Here is a 14399-nt window from a genome sequence, read left to right on the forward strand (position 1 = left end):
ATAAGTAAGAAAAAGAAAAGATAATTACGAAATCAAATAGAAGTACTAGTCCACATGATAGACCAAAAGGTGCAATTGATGGATGGGAAAGCTAAAAAACTTACTCACTTTATGATTTGTGGATGGTTATATTCTGGTGAAAAATGGACTTTCATAATACTCCACACAAATTGAGATTCGACCCAATTTAATTGGTTTTAATGGAAAAAGGAGAAGGACTAAAGTTCACATTCTTAGCTCTTTTGTAATCAATAAGTCAATTACTACAACTCTTAAAGTTTCACCTTTTGCTTTTGCAGAGGCGTCATTTTTTATGCGTCTCTGCCAATAGAATTCTGTAATTTGCGTCAAAATATTCCAAGGTTGTATTTCAGCCCAGACACATCAGCACTCAATAAATAACGAATGACTACTGACCAGCCTGTTAGGATCAATAAATACTTAAGCGAAATTGGCTACTGTTCGCGCAGGGCTGCCGATAAACTGATTGAAGAAGGACGGGTAACCATCAATGGTGCAGTACCTGAAATGGGCACAAAAGTAACGAAAGAAGATATTGTTGCCATAGATGGACAGCCAGTAGTAGAGCCAAAGGACGAGCCTGTTTACATTGCCTTCAATAAACCTGTGGGCATTGTTTGCACTACCGATGTCGGTGTAGAAAAAGACAATATCATTGATTTCATCAACTACCCTAAACGAATCTTCCCCATTGGTCGACTAGACAAACCAAGTGAAGGCTTGATATTCCTCACTAATGATGGAGACATTGTAAACAAAATCTTACGCGCAAGAAACAACCACGAAAAAGAGTACATCGTTACGGTGAACAAACCCGTGACGCGAGATTTCATTGCAAAAATGGGTAATGGCGTTCCTATTTTAGAAACTGTTACGAAAAAATGCGAAGTGGAGCAAATTGGTAAACTCAAGTTCCGAATCGTACTGACACAAGGCCTTAATCGCCAAATCCGAAGAATGTGCGAACATCTAGATTATGAAGTGCGACAGCTGAAAAGGGTGCGCATCATGAACGTGATCTTAGACATACCCGTAGGCACATGGCGCGACATTACCCCAAAAGAAATGAAGGAAATCAACCGATTGATATCTACTTCTGCAAAAACACATGATGATTAATGGCTAATGGAATCGAATAGACGAACTGCCATTAACACCGCTATTTTCAGCGCCATAGCCAATGCTCTTTTAGCCGTTGTAAAAGGAATTGCGGGTGTATTTGGTAATTCCTATGCGCTTATTGCCGATGCCATTGAGTCCACTACCGATGTGTTTGCTTCGCTTTTAGTGCTTTTCGGATTAAAATATTCTACCCGCCCAGCAGACGAGAACCACCCTTATGGACATGGCAAAGCTGAACCTCTCATCACTTTTATTGTGGTCGGAATTTTGGTGATTTCGGCTACGGTAATTGCCTATGAGAGCATCCAGCATATCCTCACGCCACACAAAGTTCCAGAAAAGTTCACGCTGATTGTTTTGGCGGTAATCGTAATTCTGAAAGAGATTTTCTATCGCTTTGTATCCAAGAAAAGCGACAAAACTAAAAGCACTTCTTTAAAAGCCGATGCTTGGCACCACAGAAGCGATGCCATCACTTCCCTACTGGCCTTTATCGGAATTTCCATCGCCATTTATATGGGTGAAGGTTATGAAACTGCAGACGACTGGGCCGCCCTGCTCGCTTCTGGCTTTATTGTTTATAATGCCTTTTTAATCTTCCGCCCCGCCCTTGGCGAAATCATGGATGAGCATGTTTATGATGACATGATTGTCGAAATTCGAAAAGTAGCAGAATCTGTTCAGGGAGTTCAAGGCACAGAAAAGTGCTTTGTTCGAAAAGCAGGCATGTCATTTCTTGTGGATTTACACCTCACTGTTAAAGGTGAAATTTCTGTTAAAAAAGGACATGAAATAGCGCATGAGGTCAAAAACTCAATTCAAAACGAAATGCCCGAAATAGCCGATGTACTTATTCACATTGAACCCGAAGAATAAAGCCGACATTTTTTATATTTAAGCTCAATCTCCTTTAAACATGAAGAAATTCCTCAAAGCAATTTTAGTTCTCCTCCTCATTTTTGTGGCTTACATCCTTTTCAAAACATTTACTTTCAGCTCTAAACAGTTGGAGGTACAGCCCGTAGCAAAAGTTAGTATTCCAGAAACTTCGATACTTAGACTTACTGAGGCATTGAAGATCAAAACCATTTCACACGAAGACCCAGCTAATTTTGATTCTACTGCTTTCGAAGCTTTCAATGAATTTCTTAAAAACAGTTACCCGCTAATTGATTCCGTGTTGGAACACAAAACCTTTAACAAGTACAGCCATTTGTTTAGCTGGAGGGGGAAAGACCTAACGCTTAAACCTATTGTATTGATGGGCCACATTGATGTGGTTCCTATTGCTTCTCCAGAAAAATGGTCTGTTGATCCTTTTGGGGGCATAGTAAAGGATGGCGTGATTTTGGGCCGTGGCACCATTGACGACAAATTTTCAGTAATCGGAATTTTAGAAGCTGTCGAAATGCTTATTTCGGAAGGCGCTCAACCTGAAAGAACTATTTATTTGGCCTTTGGTCATGATGAAGAGGTAGGTGGAGAAAAAGGCGCAGTAGCCATTGCCAAATTCCTTGAGCATGAAGGCATTCAAGCCGAATATGTTTTGGATGAAGGTTATGCCATTACCCAAAAACTTGTGCCAGGCGTAGATCCTGATGTGGCCTTTATTGGCGTGGCTGAAAAGGGCTCTACCACCATTGAACTGACGGTTGATATGGAAGGTGGTCATTCTTCTCGTCCCGACCCAGAAACTGCCATTGATGTGTTAGCCAAAGCAGTGGTTAAGGTGAAAAGCAATCCATCCAAAGGAACGGTTTCGGAACCGATGCAGGGTTTCATCAATCAAATCGGGCCTGAAATGGGCTTCGTTAACAAAATGGCTTTCGCTAATCTCTCCATCTTCAAACCGCTTGTTTTGAGTACTTATGAAAGCGCAGGTGGAGCAGGAAATGCCTTGATCAGAACAACGACCGCGCCTACGATCTTTAATGCAGGGATTAAAGAGAACATCATTCCAACCCAAGCCAGGGCTTTGATCAACTTCAGAATTATTCCGGGAGAAACTTCTGAAGATGTGCTGAACCATGTCAATCAAACCGTTGATGATTCACGCGTTAAAACTAGGTTCTTCGGTTTCAATTCAGAGCCATCCCCAGTTTCTCCAGTGGAAACCTCTGGTTACAACACTATTAATAAGTCTATTAAAGAAATTTTCGATGGCGTTTTAACCGCGCCAAACTTGGTAATAGCAGCCACGGACTCCAGACATTTTGGCGCCATCAGCACAAACATCTATCGCTTTGTTCCATATCATATTAATAGTGAGAACATCAGCACTTTCCATGGTATTGATGAACGCATTTCTGTAGAAGATTATGAGAACGCCATTCGTTTTTACAGACAGCTGATCCTAAACAGTAAAGGGCAATAAAGAAGCAGAAGGGTTACTTCTGCTTCTTTTACATATTTTTGATGGGTATGCTTAGAACCAACCTGAGCCTAAATCTCTGAATGGCCAAGGAATAGACGCCAAAATCAGAACAAGCCCGATAAGGTAAAACTTAGCGATAGCACTAAACCTCCCAGCGTCAGTCGCAGCCTTTTTAGACTTGCTATGACCAACGGTGATAAAGACGATTGCTACTACCATTAACAACACATGTTCAACAGCAAAAAAGCGAAGTACATCATCCTTCATAAAGCCTTCCACAAAATTCACTTTGGGGCTCACAAAGTATAAGACCAAACCAATTAAGAATTGAACATGGGTAAAGATCATTGCGAAAAGAGAGATTTTCTTGTCTTTAGCTGTCCATACTCCTGATTTCTTTTTAGAAAAAGCATTAAAAATAGCGGCCAATAATAAGATCAGAACGATCCATCTTAAACCTGAATGTGCATGTAGTAATCCGTTGTACATATTGCTTCCTTTAGTGTTCAACAAAGTAAGCATAAAAGAGCCATAAAATAAAAAGACCAGTCACGGATTATCGACTAAGGAGATTCCCATGATTTATCTAATTTAGGAAGGCAAAACCAGCCCCATACCCCTCTATGAAAGCAGCACTCTATACTAAATTCCAAGGCCCAATTACAATAGAAACCGTAACCGACCCAAAGCCAGTTACCGGTGGAGTGGTGCTAAAAGTGGGCGCCACAGGCTTGTGCCGAAGTGATTGGCATGGTTGGGTAGGACACGATATCGATATTGAATTACCACATGTGCCAGGGCATGAATTGGCTGGAACAATAGTGGAGTTAGGCGCAGGCATGAACAAATTCAAAATTGGCGATCGGGTGACCGTTCCCTTTGTGAGCGGCTGTGGAAGCTGCGAGCAATGCAATTCGGGCAACCAGCAAGTCTGTGATCATCAGTTTCAACCTGGTTTTACCCATTGGGGAAGTTTTGCTGAATATGTAGGCATTCATTATGCCGGCACCAATTTGGTGCACCTGCCCGATGAAATCAGTTTTGAAACCGCGGCAAGCTTGGGCTGCAGGTTTATCACTTCCTTTAGAGCGGTAGCGCACCAAGCCAAAACAACCGGTGGAAATTGGGTAGCAGTGCATGGTTGCGGGGGCGTTGGCCTTTCTGCCATTATGATTGCCGAAGCTTTGGGTGCTCAAGTAATTGCCATAGATATTGACGACAGCAAATTGGCTTTTTCCAAAACGATTGGTGCGCACTACACTGTAAATGGCGCAAAAGAAAATGTAATTGACGCTGTCAGAGAAATCTCAAAAGGTGGTGTACATGTTTCTGTTGATGCACTTGGAAGCAAAACCACCTGTTTCAACTCCATTGCCAACCTCAGAAAAAGAGGCAAGCATATTCAGGTGGGCTTAATGGCTGGCAACGACTATCTCCCTGAAATCCCAATGCATTTGGTGGTGGCCAATGAGTTAGAAGTGATGGGTAGCCACGGCATGCAAGCCCATGCCTATCCTGAAATGATGGAGATGATTAAATCAGGAAAACTTCAACCCGAAAAACTGATTGGTGAGCTGATTCCTTTAGAAGAAGCCGCAAACCTACTTCCTAAAATGAATGAATTTCAGGGAGTAGGTGTGAAAGTGATTAATCGGTTTTAGTTATTTATTCATAGCGAAGTGCCTCCACAGGATTGCGCTTGGCCGCTACATAAGATTGTCCAATTACGGTACATATGGCTAACACAATGGCTGATACTCCTGCCAAAGCAAAAATCCACCAACTCAGTTCTGTTTGGTTGGCAAAGTTGGCGAGCCATTCGTTCATAAAATACCAGCCCAGTGGACAAGCAATAACAAAAGCCAGTAATACCCATTTTAAGAAACGACTCGTAAGCAAGCCTATTACCTGAGTTTCGCTTGCTCCTACTACCTTTCGAATGCCGATTTCCTTGATTCTTTTTCTGGTTTCATATAATGCGAAAGTGAATAGACCTATGGAAGAAATCATCAAACCGACTAGAGTGAACATCATAAAAATCTCGGAAAGTTTCCTTTCACGCTCATATTGGACCTGAAGCTTGTCTTCCAAAATAGTGTAGTTAAAAGGCTGACTAGGGTTAACCAACTCATACAGTGCCCCTAATTGCTCCAAAGTGGCCTTATATTGCTCAGGAGCTATTCGTACTGAAAACTCTTTATCAACATCTCTAAAGAACACCATGATGGCGGGTTCTATCTTCTTAGATAGATGAGCATAATGGAAATCATCCACTACCCCGATAACCTTCCACGGATCATCTTCACCATCCCATGAGCTGCTCGCCACTTTTACATCGCTCAAATCTGTAATACCCCAATAATCCATCGCTGCTTTATTGATAACTACTTTGTGTTGTCTTGAAACATCTAGCGAATCTGAAAAAAATCTTCCTGCCACCATTTCCAGTCCGAGCATATTAGCATAATCTGGGTCAATGGTCATTAAGCTTGTTTCCGTATATTCAAAATCACTACCCGAAAGCTTCCATGACATAGTACTCGCTGACCCGTCAAAAGGCATTAGCCCTTGTGAATAAGAAATTATACCTGGCATTTTAAGCAGTTCATTTCTTACCAATTCATAACTACTCTCTTGAGCCTTCAAGTCCTTTTTGTATGTCTCTTCGTCTTCAAAATTATAAGGCAGCCTATCAAAAAACTTAATTGCCACCAGACCATTCGGGTCATAGCCCAAATCCTTATTCTGCATGTATTTGAATTGTTTATAAACCACTGAGGTGGCAATGATCAAAGCGATGGCAAATACATATTGAACGGTGGTCAGTATACGTCCTGTCGAACCTTTTTTATCGTTCAGTTGCCCCATTAATGCTTGTGAGGTTACCAATTTTGAGGATTGAATGATGGAGAATAGGGTAGAGATAATGGTGAACAGAAAAACTCCAATGGCAATTATAAGGAGTACCTCAAGTAAAAGTTTATCGAAAGTGATACCCAAAAACCCCAAATAAGCATCTTTAACCAACATAAACAGCCCAAACACAATTACTATACTCAGCAGTGCATAGAGTAATCGTGAGGCCAATAGCTCTAGTAAGAAATCAAACTTAGTAGCGCCATTTACCTGTTTGATACCTTTTGTCTTCAGCTGAGAAAGCATTAAGGTGGATTGCATATTGGTGAAATTCAGAATACTCACCAATAGGATAACAAAAGCCACCAAGAACAAAGTGTTCACCTCATCTATATTACCATGCTTAGCAAGGATGGAATTTGAGAAATTATGATGAAAGTACACATCACTAAAAGCAACAGTCGATAAAGTACTTTCCTTAAATTGAGGGTGGCTTCTTCCGGCCTCTTTAACTTCTGCATTAAAGGTTGACTGATCGAAAGAGTCATTGGTAAGAATGAACTCCATTCCTGAATTGCTCCACCATTCTTGCGACTGACTCGGTACTAAGAAATCGAAGGATAGCGTACTGTTTGAAGGAATATCCTCCAAAATTCCAGCTACTTGATAATAGCCCTTCCGATCACACTCTAAATAAATAGTTTCGCCCAATGGATCCTTGTCACCAAAAATCTTCTCGGAGAAAGATTTGGTCAATACGATATGGGAAGGATCGTCTAAAATTTCATCTGGTTCACCCACCAAAAGCCTGAAATCAAAAAAATCGAAAAAGGTGCTATCAGCTATTAAACCGCCACCTCTATATTCATTATTATCAAATTTTAATTTGATTCGCTCTGGCGTATAAAAGGCCGTATAGAGCTTACTCTTTACACTCGGGTACTTTTTATAGTCCAATCTAAAAAAAAGACCAGCACTGATTGGGTTAATATTATCCACCGCACTTTGCTGAATTACAGGAATATAAATTCGGTCCACTTCCGAATGAAATCGATCCGTTTGCAACTCAGAATCTACCCATATATAAATCAAAAAGGCACTTAACACCCCTACAACCATACTGATAAGACTACCCGTAGTAATCAGTCGGTTTTTCAATATATCTCTGCTGGCAAATTTGAAATGGTAGTTCATTGGGGTGGTTTATAGATTAAAAAACAATGTTTCAAAAAAGTGTCGTCAACACATGGATGAATTGAGTACCATTAAAGTTCTATAAAATATCCGTGTTTAAAAATGAATTAACATATAATAACCTTTGATAAGAATTTGATATCCAACGCGTCAACCGTTCAATTCCCTGAACTACTTATCAGAAGAAAACAGAACGCACAAAAAAAGCCAGCGCCAACAGAAGGTTTATGTTCTTTATTGGGCTGACTATTCTCGTTATTATTGCCATAGTGCTTTGAGAAACACCAAGACAATTTCCTTGAATTTTAAAACTTCAAAGCCGCATAACCCTTCAGTTGATAAGTGGTTAGCGTACTTAACATTGAAGTAGCGATCTTGATGCCAGGTGCAAGTTTTGTGTGATCAATGCTACGTCCTAAAATGGATTGTGAACAAGCAAACAACTTCACTCCTGCTGCTTCCAATTCTTTGAAAAGCGGGATATGTGGATTATCCACCCCGAATTTCGCTCTGTAAGTAGCATTATCCAGTGTAGACCAAACTGCTTGTCCGTGAATAGCCAAAACCACCTTCAAGTTTTTAGCGGGCACTCCTCCCATCGCATGCAGGTTTAGAAGTCGGGCTACATTCTCTAGGGAATACATTACGGCTTTAGGGTCCTCATCGCCAGTCGCTATATCGATAACTATTTTGTACTCCAGTTTGGGATCAGGCTTTTCAACAGCAAAAGGGGCGTCAAAAATCCCTCCGTACCCTTTAATGATTGGGTTAATTTTTTCTTGTGAAAAACCGATGTTAACGATTAACAAAGCGGCAAAAACAAAGAGGTATTTATTCAATTTCGTCATGCTATTCAGGGTTATTTACAATAGAACCCAATAGACGCATTTTCGAAGAATAAATCAATCAATCTTTTGGCAAAGGGTCAATCCCGTTACAAAATCATGCCTTTAAGTGGATAGGTGCTTATGGTGGTGAGTGCATAAGGGCAATAGGCGGGCTTTCAAAACAGAGTAGGTCGCTCCAGCATGAATAAGCACCTCAGTGACTGAATTACACATATATTTCAGAAATTAGGGGAATGAGATCACTAAGAATTACCTTGACCTTGATTTTTGTCTGCTGCATTGCTCAATTTGCTTCGGCACAAGACTGGGCAAACCTAGAAAGATTCAGACAGGCCAATAGTGAATTAAGTATGCCAAAAAGTAACGAGCACAGAATAGTATTCATGGGTAATTCCATCACCGAAGCTTGGATCAAGATTAGGCCTGAATTTTTCAAAGACAAACCTTATGTAAATAGGGGGATTAGTGGACAAACCACCCCTCAAATGCTAATCCGTTTCAAACAAGATGTGATTGACCTCGATGCCTCCGTAGTTGTTCTTCTGGCTGGAATCAACGACATCGCAGGGAATACAGGCCCTTCTACCATTAAAATGATTACCGACAATATCTTCTCCATGGCCCAGTTGGCGAAAGTAAATGGCATCGAAGTAATTATTTGCTCCGTGCTTCCTGCTGCAGATTTCCCTTGGCGACCGGGAATGAACCCTGGCCCAAAAGTGATTGAATTGAACGGTCATTTGAAAGCCTATGCGCAAGAGAATGATTTGGTTTATGTCGATTATTTTTTCGCAATGGTGGACAGCACCAATGGATTGAGGCAAGAACTTGGTACCGATGGAGTGCATCCAAATGCCGCGGGCTACCTCATTATGGAGCCACTTTTAGAACAAGGAATTGTCAAAGCACTAAAAAAAGACTAAAACAGCCCACAAAAGAATCCATTTTTATTAAATCTCTTTTTTGTACATTCATTGGATTCTCCTTAAACCATACTGTATGAAAAATCCCCTCACCCTTTTGCTCGTTTTTTTTCTAATCTCTTGTACTTCAGACCCCAAGAATGAAGTAGCCATTGATGGACTTAAAGCACCCGTAGAAATTATTCGCGATGAATGGGGGCTCAACCACATCTATGCTGAAAACCAACATGACCTATTTTTTGCCCAAGGTTATGCGGCTGCCCAAGACCGCCTTTTTCAGTTCGAAATTTGGAGAAGACAGGCCACAGGAACTGTTGCCGAAATTCTTGGCGAAAAAGAATTAAAACGAGACATCGGAACTCGCCTTTTCAAATTCAGAGGCGATATGAAGGAAGAGATGAACCATTATCACGATGATGGGGAAGAAATTATCACTGCCTACACCGCAGGTGTGAATGCCTACATTGAAGAAGCGCTCAAAAATAAAGAGCAGTTACCAATTGAATTCAAAGTGCTTGGTATCCTTCCTCAAAAATGGACTCCAGATGTTGTTATTTCTCGTCATCAAGGACTTTTGGGGAATATTGGTAAAGAACTGCAAGTAGGCAGAGCCGTTGCAAAAGTAGGTGATGCAAAAGTAAAAGAGCTCTTCTGGTTCCATCCCCAAGACCCAGACTTAACAATCGATGCCAAAATCAACAAAGAATTACTCTCTGATGACAATATCCTCGAACTATACAACGCTTACCGCACGACTGTGAAATTCGAAAAAGAGGACATTGTTGAAGCCTACCGAAATAGCGATGAAGAAAAGGCTTTGACCTCCATATTCGATGGGAAAAATGATTCTCTTTCTATTGGCAGCAATAACTGGGTAGTAAGTGGTGCAAAAACAGCAGACGGCAACACCTATATGGCCAACGATCCGCACAGGACTATTGCTGTTCCGTCATTGCGCTATATGGTGCATTTGGTGGCTCCGGGTTGGAATGTAATTGGTGGCGGTGAGCCAGAAATTCCAGGAATATCGATCGGTCATAACGAATACGGTGCTTGGGGATTGACCGTTTTCGAAACCGATGGAGAAGACCTTTATGTGTATGAACTCAACCCTGATAACGCCAACCAATACAAATACAATGGAGAATGGGTGGACATGAACACCATTTCAGAAACCATCCAAGTAAAAGGAATGGCGGACCAAACTGTTGATCTGAAATATACCCAGCATGGCCCTGTGACCTATGTGGATGAGAAAAACAATGTGGCATACGCCATCCGTTCTGCTTGGTTAGAGCCAGGTGGCTCGCCTTATTTAGCCTCATTAAGAATGGACCAAGCCAAAACTTGGGAGGAATTTAGAGAGGCCTGCAACTTCAGTCATATTCCGGGCGAAAACATGATTTGGGCTGATAAAAAAGGAAATATCGGATTACAAGCCGTGGGCATTGCACCCATCCGAAATAACTTTAGTGGCATGGTGCCCGTGCCGGGCGATGGCCGTTATGAATGGGACGGCTATTTACCCATTATCGAAAAACCAAATGACTTGAATCCAGCAAAAGGCTTTATTGCTACCGCCAACGAAAATGTGACACCAGATGATTACACACATTGGAATGCCGTTGGCTACACATGGGCCGACCCATTTCGTGGTGACCGTGTCGCTGAGGTGCTAAAAAGTAGGGAAGACTTTGACATGGAATCCTTAAAAGCCTTGCAGGTAGATTACCTTTCGGTTCCAGCCAGAACTTTAACGCCAATGCTGATGAACTTAAGGCTTGAAGGTAAAGCTGATGACATCAGAAATAGACTGAAAAATTGGGATTATAGATTAGAAGCCAATTCCATCGAAGCAGCCATTTATGTGGCCTTCGAGAATCAGCTCTCACGATTGGCTAGTCAAAAATTTATTCCAAGTGAATTGAAAGGAATCGTATACAGTCTACAGCTGACCCGAATCATTCAATGGCTAGAAAACCCTGACCAACGTTTCGGTACGAACCCAGCAAAAGGTAGAGATCAGTTTTTAGCTGAAGCCTTTAGCAATGGCATTATCTACCTGGAAAAAACCCTTGGTGATGATATTGAAAAATGGCAATATGGCCAGGAGAAACTCAAGCACACTGCCATGCAACATGCACTTGGTGATTTGGTGAACCCCGATCTGCAGGCTAAAATAAACTTGGGTCCGCTGCCAAGAGGCGGCAACTCCTACACCGTTGGTTCAACAGGAGGAAATAACCGACAGAGTAGTGGCGCCTCGTTCAGAATAATTATAAATACGGGTGATTGGGATGCTGCAATAGCCACCAATGGCCCTGGTCAATCAGGTAATCCGGAAAGTCCATTTTATAGCAACCTATTTGAACCATGGGCGAATGACCAATATTACCCTGTCTATTATTCCAAAGAGAAAATCAATGAGGTAGCAGTCGAAAAACGAATGTTAAAGCCAATTAAATAGACCAATTTCATCAAGCCCTGTCTAACAAATGAAGGGCTAATCCCACTTAAAAAAAGCGTAGCCTTTAAGTTGATAGGTGCTTATCGTGGTGAGTGCCGAAGTACCAACTTTCACATTGTCCATTAGATCGTCAACACTGTTGCCGTAACTTGCGTAGGATTGACCGCAAACAATCACCTCTACCCCAGCCTCCATTAATTCTTTATATAAAGGCACGTAAGGACTATCCATTTCGTACCTCTTTTTGTAAGCTTCATCGTTTAAAACCGAATTAGTAGCTCCTCCGTGAATAACCACTGTCACTTTCAGATTTTCTTGTTTTACACCACCCACTCCATGCAAGTTCATCAATCGAGCGACATTTAAAGCGGGAAAAGCTGCGCGTTCTTGTGTTTTATCAATTTTATGAACTAACTCAATCAGTATTTTATATTCCATATCAGGATCTGGAGCAACATCTACCCGATCTAATTCTAGAATTCCACCGTAGTTCTTAATAATAGGATTGACCCATTTTTTCTCTTGAGCCTGACTTAAATGAGTAAAAAACAGCACTGCCACGGCAATTAGTATACATTGTTTCATAAGAGCTTTTTTTTGACCAGTTCAATTACAATAATCCAACCAGTAAATTCAAACCATAGAAGTAAAAAACAGTTGCAGCTAAAACTTAATACGTTAATGTTTGTAAAAATATACCGATTGGTATATTTTTACAAATGCCTTTTGCTAAATCTGAAAGAACGAAGAAAAGAATCATTGAAACGGTAGCGCCCATTTTTAACAAAAAGGGCTATCAGAGCACCGCTTTGTCGGACATTACCAGCGCCACTGGTTTGACCAAGGGCGCCATTTATGGTAACTTCGGAAATAAGGAAAACTTGGCCGAAGCCTGCTTCAATCATAATGTGAAATTCTTACAGAAAGGATTACAAATGACTTGGGCTGCGCACCCTTCAAGTATAGCCAAACTCATCGGTTTACTTAACTTCTATCATCAGAATTATAAAACCGTGGCCAACAATGGCGGCTGTCCTTTAATGAATGTGGCGGTAGAAGCAGATGACTTTTATCCTTTTTTTAAGGAAAAGGCGAAAACCATCCTTTTGACTTGGCAATCTGAAATTGCCAGCGTCATCAAAGAGGGACAGAATTCAGGCGAAATCAAGCCTGAAATTGATCCCTTAGGTTTCGCAAACTTCTATATCGCCTCGATTGAAGGCGGTATTCTGATTGCGAAAACCACAAACGATCCGGAATCGTTTTTTAGCATTATCGAAAACTTGAAATCATTGGTCAATCACCAATTAAAAATAACAACATGAAAAGAGTAGTCATAACTGGAATGGGGGCACTAACCCCAATTGGAAATAATTTAGAAACGTATTGGGCCAACTTAAAAGCTGGAAAAAGCGGTGGCGGACCAATTACGAGGTTCGATACTACTAAATTCAAAAGCCACTTTGCCTGCGAACTGAAGGACTTTAATGTAGAAGATTACATTCCGCGAAATGAGGCGAGACGAATGGATCCGTTTACGCAGTACGCGCTAATTGCTACGGAAGAAGCCATCAAAAACGCTAAAATCGATTTTGATGTACTCAACAGAAATAGAATTGGAGTGATTTGGGGTTCGGGCAATGGCGGCATTCAGACCTTTACCGAAGAGATGATTGCCTACGCCAAAAATGATGAGACACCTCGCTTCTCCCCTTTCTTCATTCCCAAAATCATAGCCGATATTGCTTCGGGCCTTATCTCTATCAAATACGGACTCAGGGGCGTGAACTTCACTACCATTTCAGCTTGCGCCTCTTCTACCACCGCTATTATAGACGCCTTTAACTACATTAAATGGGGCAAGGCCGACATGATCATTACGGGTGGATCGGAGGCCCCAATTACAGCAGCTGCCTTGGGTGGTTTTACTGCTTCTCGTGCCCTTTCTACCAATAACGAAAATCCTGAAACCGCTTGTCGACCATTTGATGTAAGTCGTGACGGGTTTGTAATGGGCGAAGGCGCTGGTACTTTAATTTTGGAGTCTTACGAACACGCCATTGCCAGAGGTGCTACCATTATAGCCGAAGTAGCAGGTGGCGGAATGGCCGCAGACGCCTATCACTTAACTGGAACTCACCCCGAAGGAGAAGGCGCTTTCTTAGGAATGAACGAAGCGCTGAACGATGCGGGTATTGAGCCAAAAGACATTGATTATATCAACATGCACGCCACCTCCACCTCAGTGGGTGACACAAGTGAGTTGGTCGCGATTGAAAGGGTTTTTGGAACGAATCCTGACCTGAATATATCAGCCACTAAATCTATGACAGGCCACTTGCTCGGTGCGGCAGGCGCAATAGAGGCCATTGCCAGTGTGATGGCGATTGTAGAAGGCATTATTCCCCCAACGATTAACACGAAAAACGTTGATCCAGAATTTGACGGTAAGTTTGAGCTCACCCTTGGTTCGGCACAAAAGCGAGAAGTGAAATATGCGCTGAGCAATACTTTTGGCTTTGGTGGACATATGGCCAGTGCGGTGTTTAAGAGGTTTAGTGTTTAGTGTTTAGTGGAGCGAAACCCGATGCAAA

The 14399-nt window shown here is 41.7% G+C and carries 12 protein-coding genes; 8 read left to right on the forward strand and 4 right to left on the reverse strand.

Annotation, left to right across the window (positions count from 1 at the left end; all coding sequences use genetic code 11):
* Window positions 1-405 precede the first annotated feature (405 nt).
* Genes rluF through AWN68_RS08260 form a run of 3 tightly spaced genes read left to right on the forward strand, consistent with a single transcriptional unit; the run spans window position 406 to window position 3517 of the window.
* Complete coding sequence (rluF, locus tag AWN68_RS08250; protein WP_068413923.1) at window positions 406-1140, forward strand: 23S rRNA pseudouridine(2604) synthase RluF; 735 nt, start codon at window positions 406-408, stop codon at window positions 1138-1140.
* Between the two features lie 6 nt (window positions 1141-1146).
* Window positions 1147-2019: a cation diffusion facilitator family transporter gene (locus AWN68_RS08255; protein ID WP_068413924.1), complete on the forward strand. Its 873-nt coding sequence runs from the start codon at window positions 1147-1149 to the stop codon at window positions 2017-2019.
* A gap of 40 nt (window positions 2020-2059) precedes the next feature.
* Window positions 2060-3517, forward strand: coding sequence for a M20 family peptidase (locus AWN68_RS08260; protein ID WP_068413925.1), 1458 nt, complete (start codon window positions 2060-2062; stop codon window positions 3515-3517).
* Window positions 3518-3568: 51 nt separating this feature from the next.
* On the opposite strand, the gene AWN68_RS08265 is transcribed toward AWN68_RS08260, so the two are convergent.
* Window positions 3569-4006, reverse strand: coding sequence for a cytochrome B (locus AWN68_RS08265; RefSeq protein WP_068413996.1), 438 nt, complete (start codon window positions 4004-4006; stop codon window positions 3569-3571).
* A gap of 134 nt (window positions 4007-4140) precedes the next feature.
* Between AWN68_RS08265 and AWN68_RS08270 the strand changes: the two genes are divergently transcribed.
* Window positions 4141-5178, forward strand: a complete 1038-nt coding sequence (locus tag AWN68_RS08270) for a zinc-dependent alcohol dehydrogenase family protein (protein WP_068413926.1) — start codon at window positions 4141-4143, stop codon at window positions 5176-5178.
* A gap of 4 nt (window positions 5179-5182) precedes the next feature.
* Here the strand turns inward: AWN68_RS08270 and AWN68_RS08275 are convergent, their stop codons facing one another.
* The gene (locus AWN68_RS08275) at window positions 5183-7567 is read right to left on the reverse strand and encodes an ABC transporter permease (RefSeq protein ID WP_068413928.1); all 2385 of its coding nucleotides are present in this window, start codon (window positions 7565-7567) and stop codon (window positions 5183-5185) included.
* Window positions 7568-7872: 305 nt separating this feature from the next.
* Complete coding sequence (locus AWN68_RS08280) at window positions 7873-8415, reverse strand: DsrE family protein (protein ID WP_089082111.1); 543 nt, start codon at window positions 8413-8415, stop codon at window positions 7873-7875.
* Between the two features lie 233 nt (window positions 8416-8648).
* On the opposite strand from AWN68_RS08280, the gene AWN68_RS08285 reads away from it, so the two are divergent.
* The gene (locus tag AWN68_RS08285; RefSeq protein ID WP_068413930.1) at window positions 8649-9338 is read left to right on the forward strand and encodes a GDSL-type esterase/lipase family protein; all 690 of its coding nucleotides are present in this window, start codon (window positions 8649-8651) and stop codon (window positions 9336-9338) included.
* 76 nt (window positions 9339-9414) lie between these two features.
* Window positions 9415-11805 carry a penicillin acylase family protein gene (locus AWN68_RS08290; RefSeq protein ID WP_068413934.1) on the forward strand — a complete coding sequence of 797 codons (2391 nt, stop codon included), beginning with the start codon at window positions 9415-9417 and terminating at the stop codon, window positions 11803-11805.
* A 36-nt stretch (window positions 11806-11841) separates the two neighbouring features.
* Here AWN68_RS08290 and AWN68_RS08295 read toward each other — a convergent pair whose 3' ends face one another.
* Window positions 11842-12390 (reverse strand): DsrE family protein, encoded by a 549-nt coding sequence (locus AWN68_RS08295; RefSeq protein WP_068413937.1) that lies wholly within the window; start codon window positions 12388-12390, stop codon window positions 11842-11844.
* 134 nt (window positions 12391-12524) lie between these two features.
* Between AWN68_RS08295 and AWN68_RS08300 the strand changes: the two genes are divergently transcribed.
* Both AWN68_RS08300 and fabF read left to right on the forward strand, forming a co-directional pair.
* Window positions 12525-13130 carry a TetR/AcrR family transcriptional regulator gene (locus AWN68_RS08300; protein WP_068413938.1) on the forward strand — a complete coding sequence of 202 codons (606 nt, stop codon included), beginning with the start codon at window positions 12525-12527 and terminating at the stop codon, window positions 13128-13130.
* On the forward strand, window positions 13127-14371 hold the full coding sequence (gene fabF / locus AWN68_RS08305; protein ID WP_068413940.1) for a beta-ketoacyl-ACP synthase II: 1245 nt from the start codon (window positions 13127-13129) through the stop codon (window positions 14369-14371). Before AWN68_RS08300 ends, fabF begins: the two co-directional genes overlap by 4 nt.
* The last annotated feature ends 28 nt before the right edge of the window (window positions 14372-14399 follow it).

It is taken from the genome of Roseivirga echinicomitans (genome assembly GCF_001592935.1).
GTDB classification, from domain to species: Bacteria; Bacteroidota; Bacteroidia; order Cytophagales; family Cyclobacteriaceae; genus Roseivirga; species Roseivirga echinicomitans.

What these genes read in the sequence shown, in the direction of transcription:
- rluF (WP_068413923.1), top strand. Translation starts at nt 406, where the DNA reads ATGACTACTGACCAGCCTGTTAGGATCAATAAATACTTAAGCGAAATT.
- AWN68_RS08255 (WP_068413924.1), top strand. Translation starts at nt 1,147, where the DNA reads ATGGAATCGAATAGACGAACTGCCATTAACACCGCTATTTTCAGCGCC.
- AWN68_RS08260 (WP_068413925.1), top strand. Translation starts at nt 2,060, where the DNA reads ATGAAGAAATTCCTCAAAGCAATTTTAGTTCTCCTCCTCATTTTTGTG.
- AWN68_RS08265 (WP_068413996.1), bottom strand. Translation starts at nt 4,006, where the DNA reads ATGTACAACGGATTACTACATGCACATTCAGGTTTAAGATGGATCGTT.
- AWN68_RS08270 (WP_068413926.1), top strand. Translation starts at nt 4,141, where the DNA reads ATGAAAGCAGCACTCTATACTAAATTCCAAGGCCCAATTACAATAGAA.
- AWN68_RS08275 (WP_068413928.1), bottom strand. Translation starts at nt 7,567, where the DNA reads ATGAACTACCATTTCAAATTTGCCAGCAGAGATATATTGAAAAACCGA.
- AWN68_RS08280 (WP_089082111.1), bottom strand. Translation starts at nt 8,415, where the DNA reads ATGACGAAATTGAATAAATACCTCTTTGTTTTTGCCGCTTTGTTAATC.
- AWN68_RS08285 (WP_068413930.1), top strand. Translation starts at nt 8,649, where the DNA reads ATGAGATCACTAAGAATTACCTTGACCTTGATTTTTGTCTGCTGCATT.
- AWN68_RS08290 (WP_068413934.1), top strand. Translation starts at nt 9,415, where the DNA reads ATGAAAAATCCCCTCACCCTTTTGCTCGTTTTTTTTCTAATCTCTTGT.
- AWN68_RS08295 (WP_068413937.1), bottom strand. Translation starts at nt 12,390, where the DNA reads ATGAAACAATGTATACTAATTGCCGTGGCAGTGCTGTTTTTTACTCAT.
- AWN68_RS08300 (WP_068413938.1), top strand. Translation starts at nt 12,525, where the DNA reads ATGCCTTTTGCTAAATCTGAAAGAACGAAGAAAAGAATCATTGAAACG.
- fabF (WP_068413940.1), top strand. Translation starts at nt 13,127, where the DNA reads ATGAAAAGAGTAGTCATAACTGGAATGGGGGCACTAACCCCAATTGGA.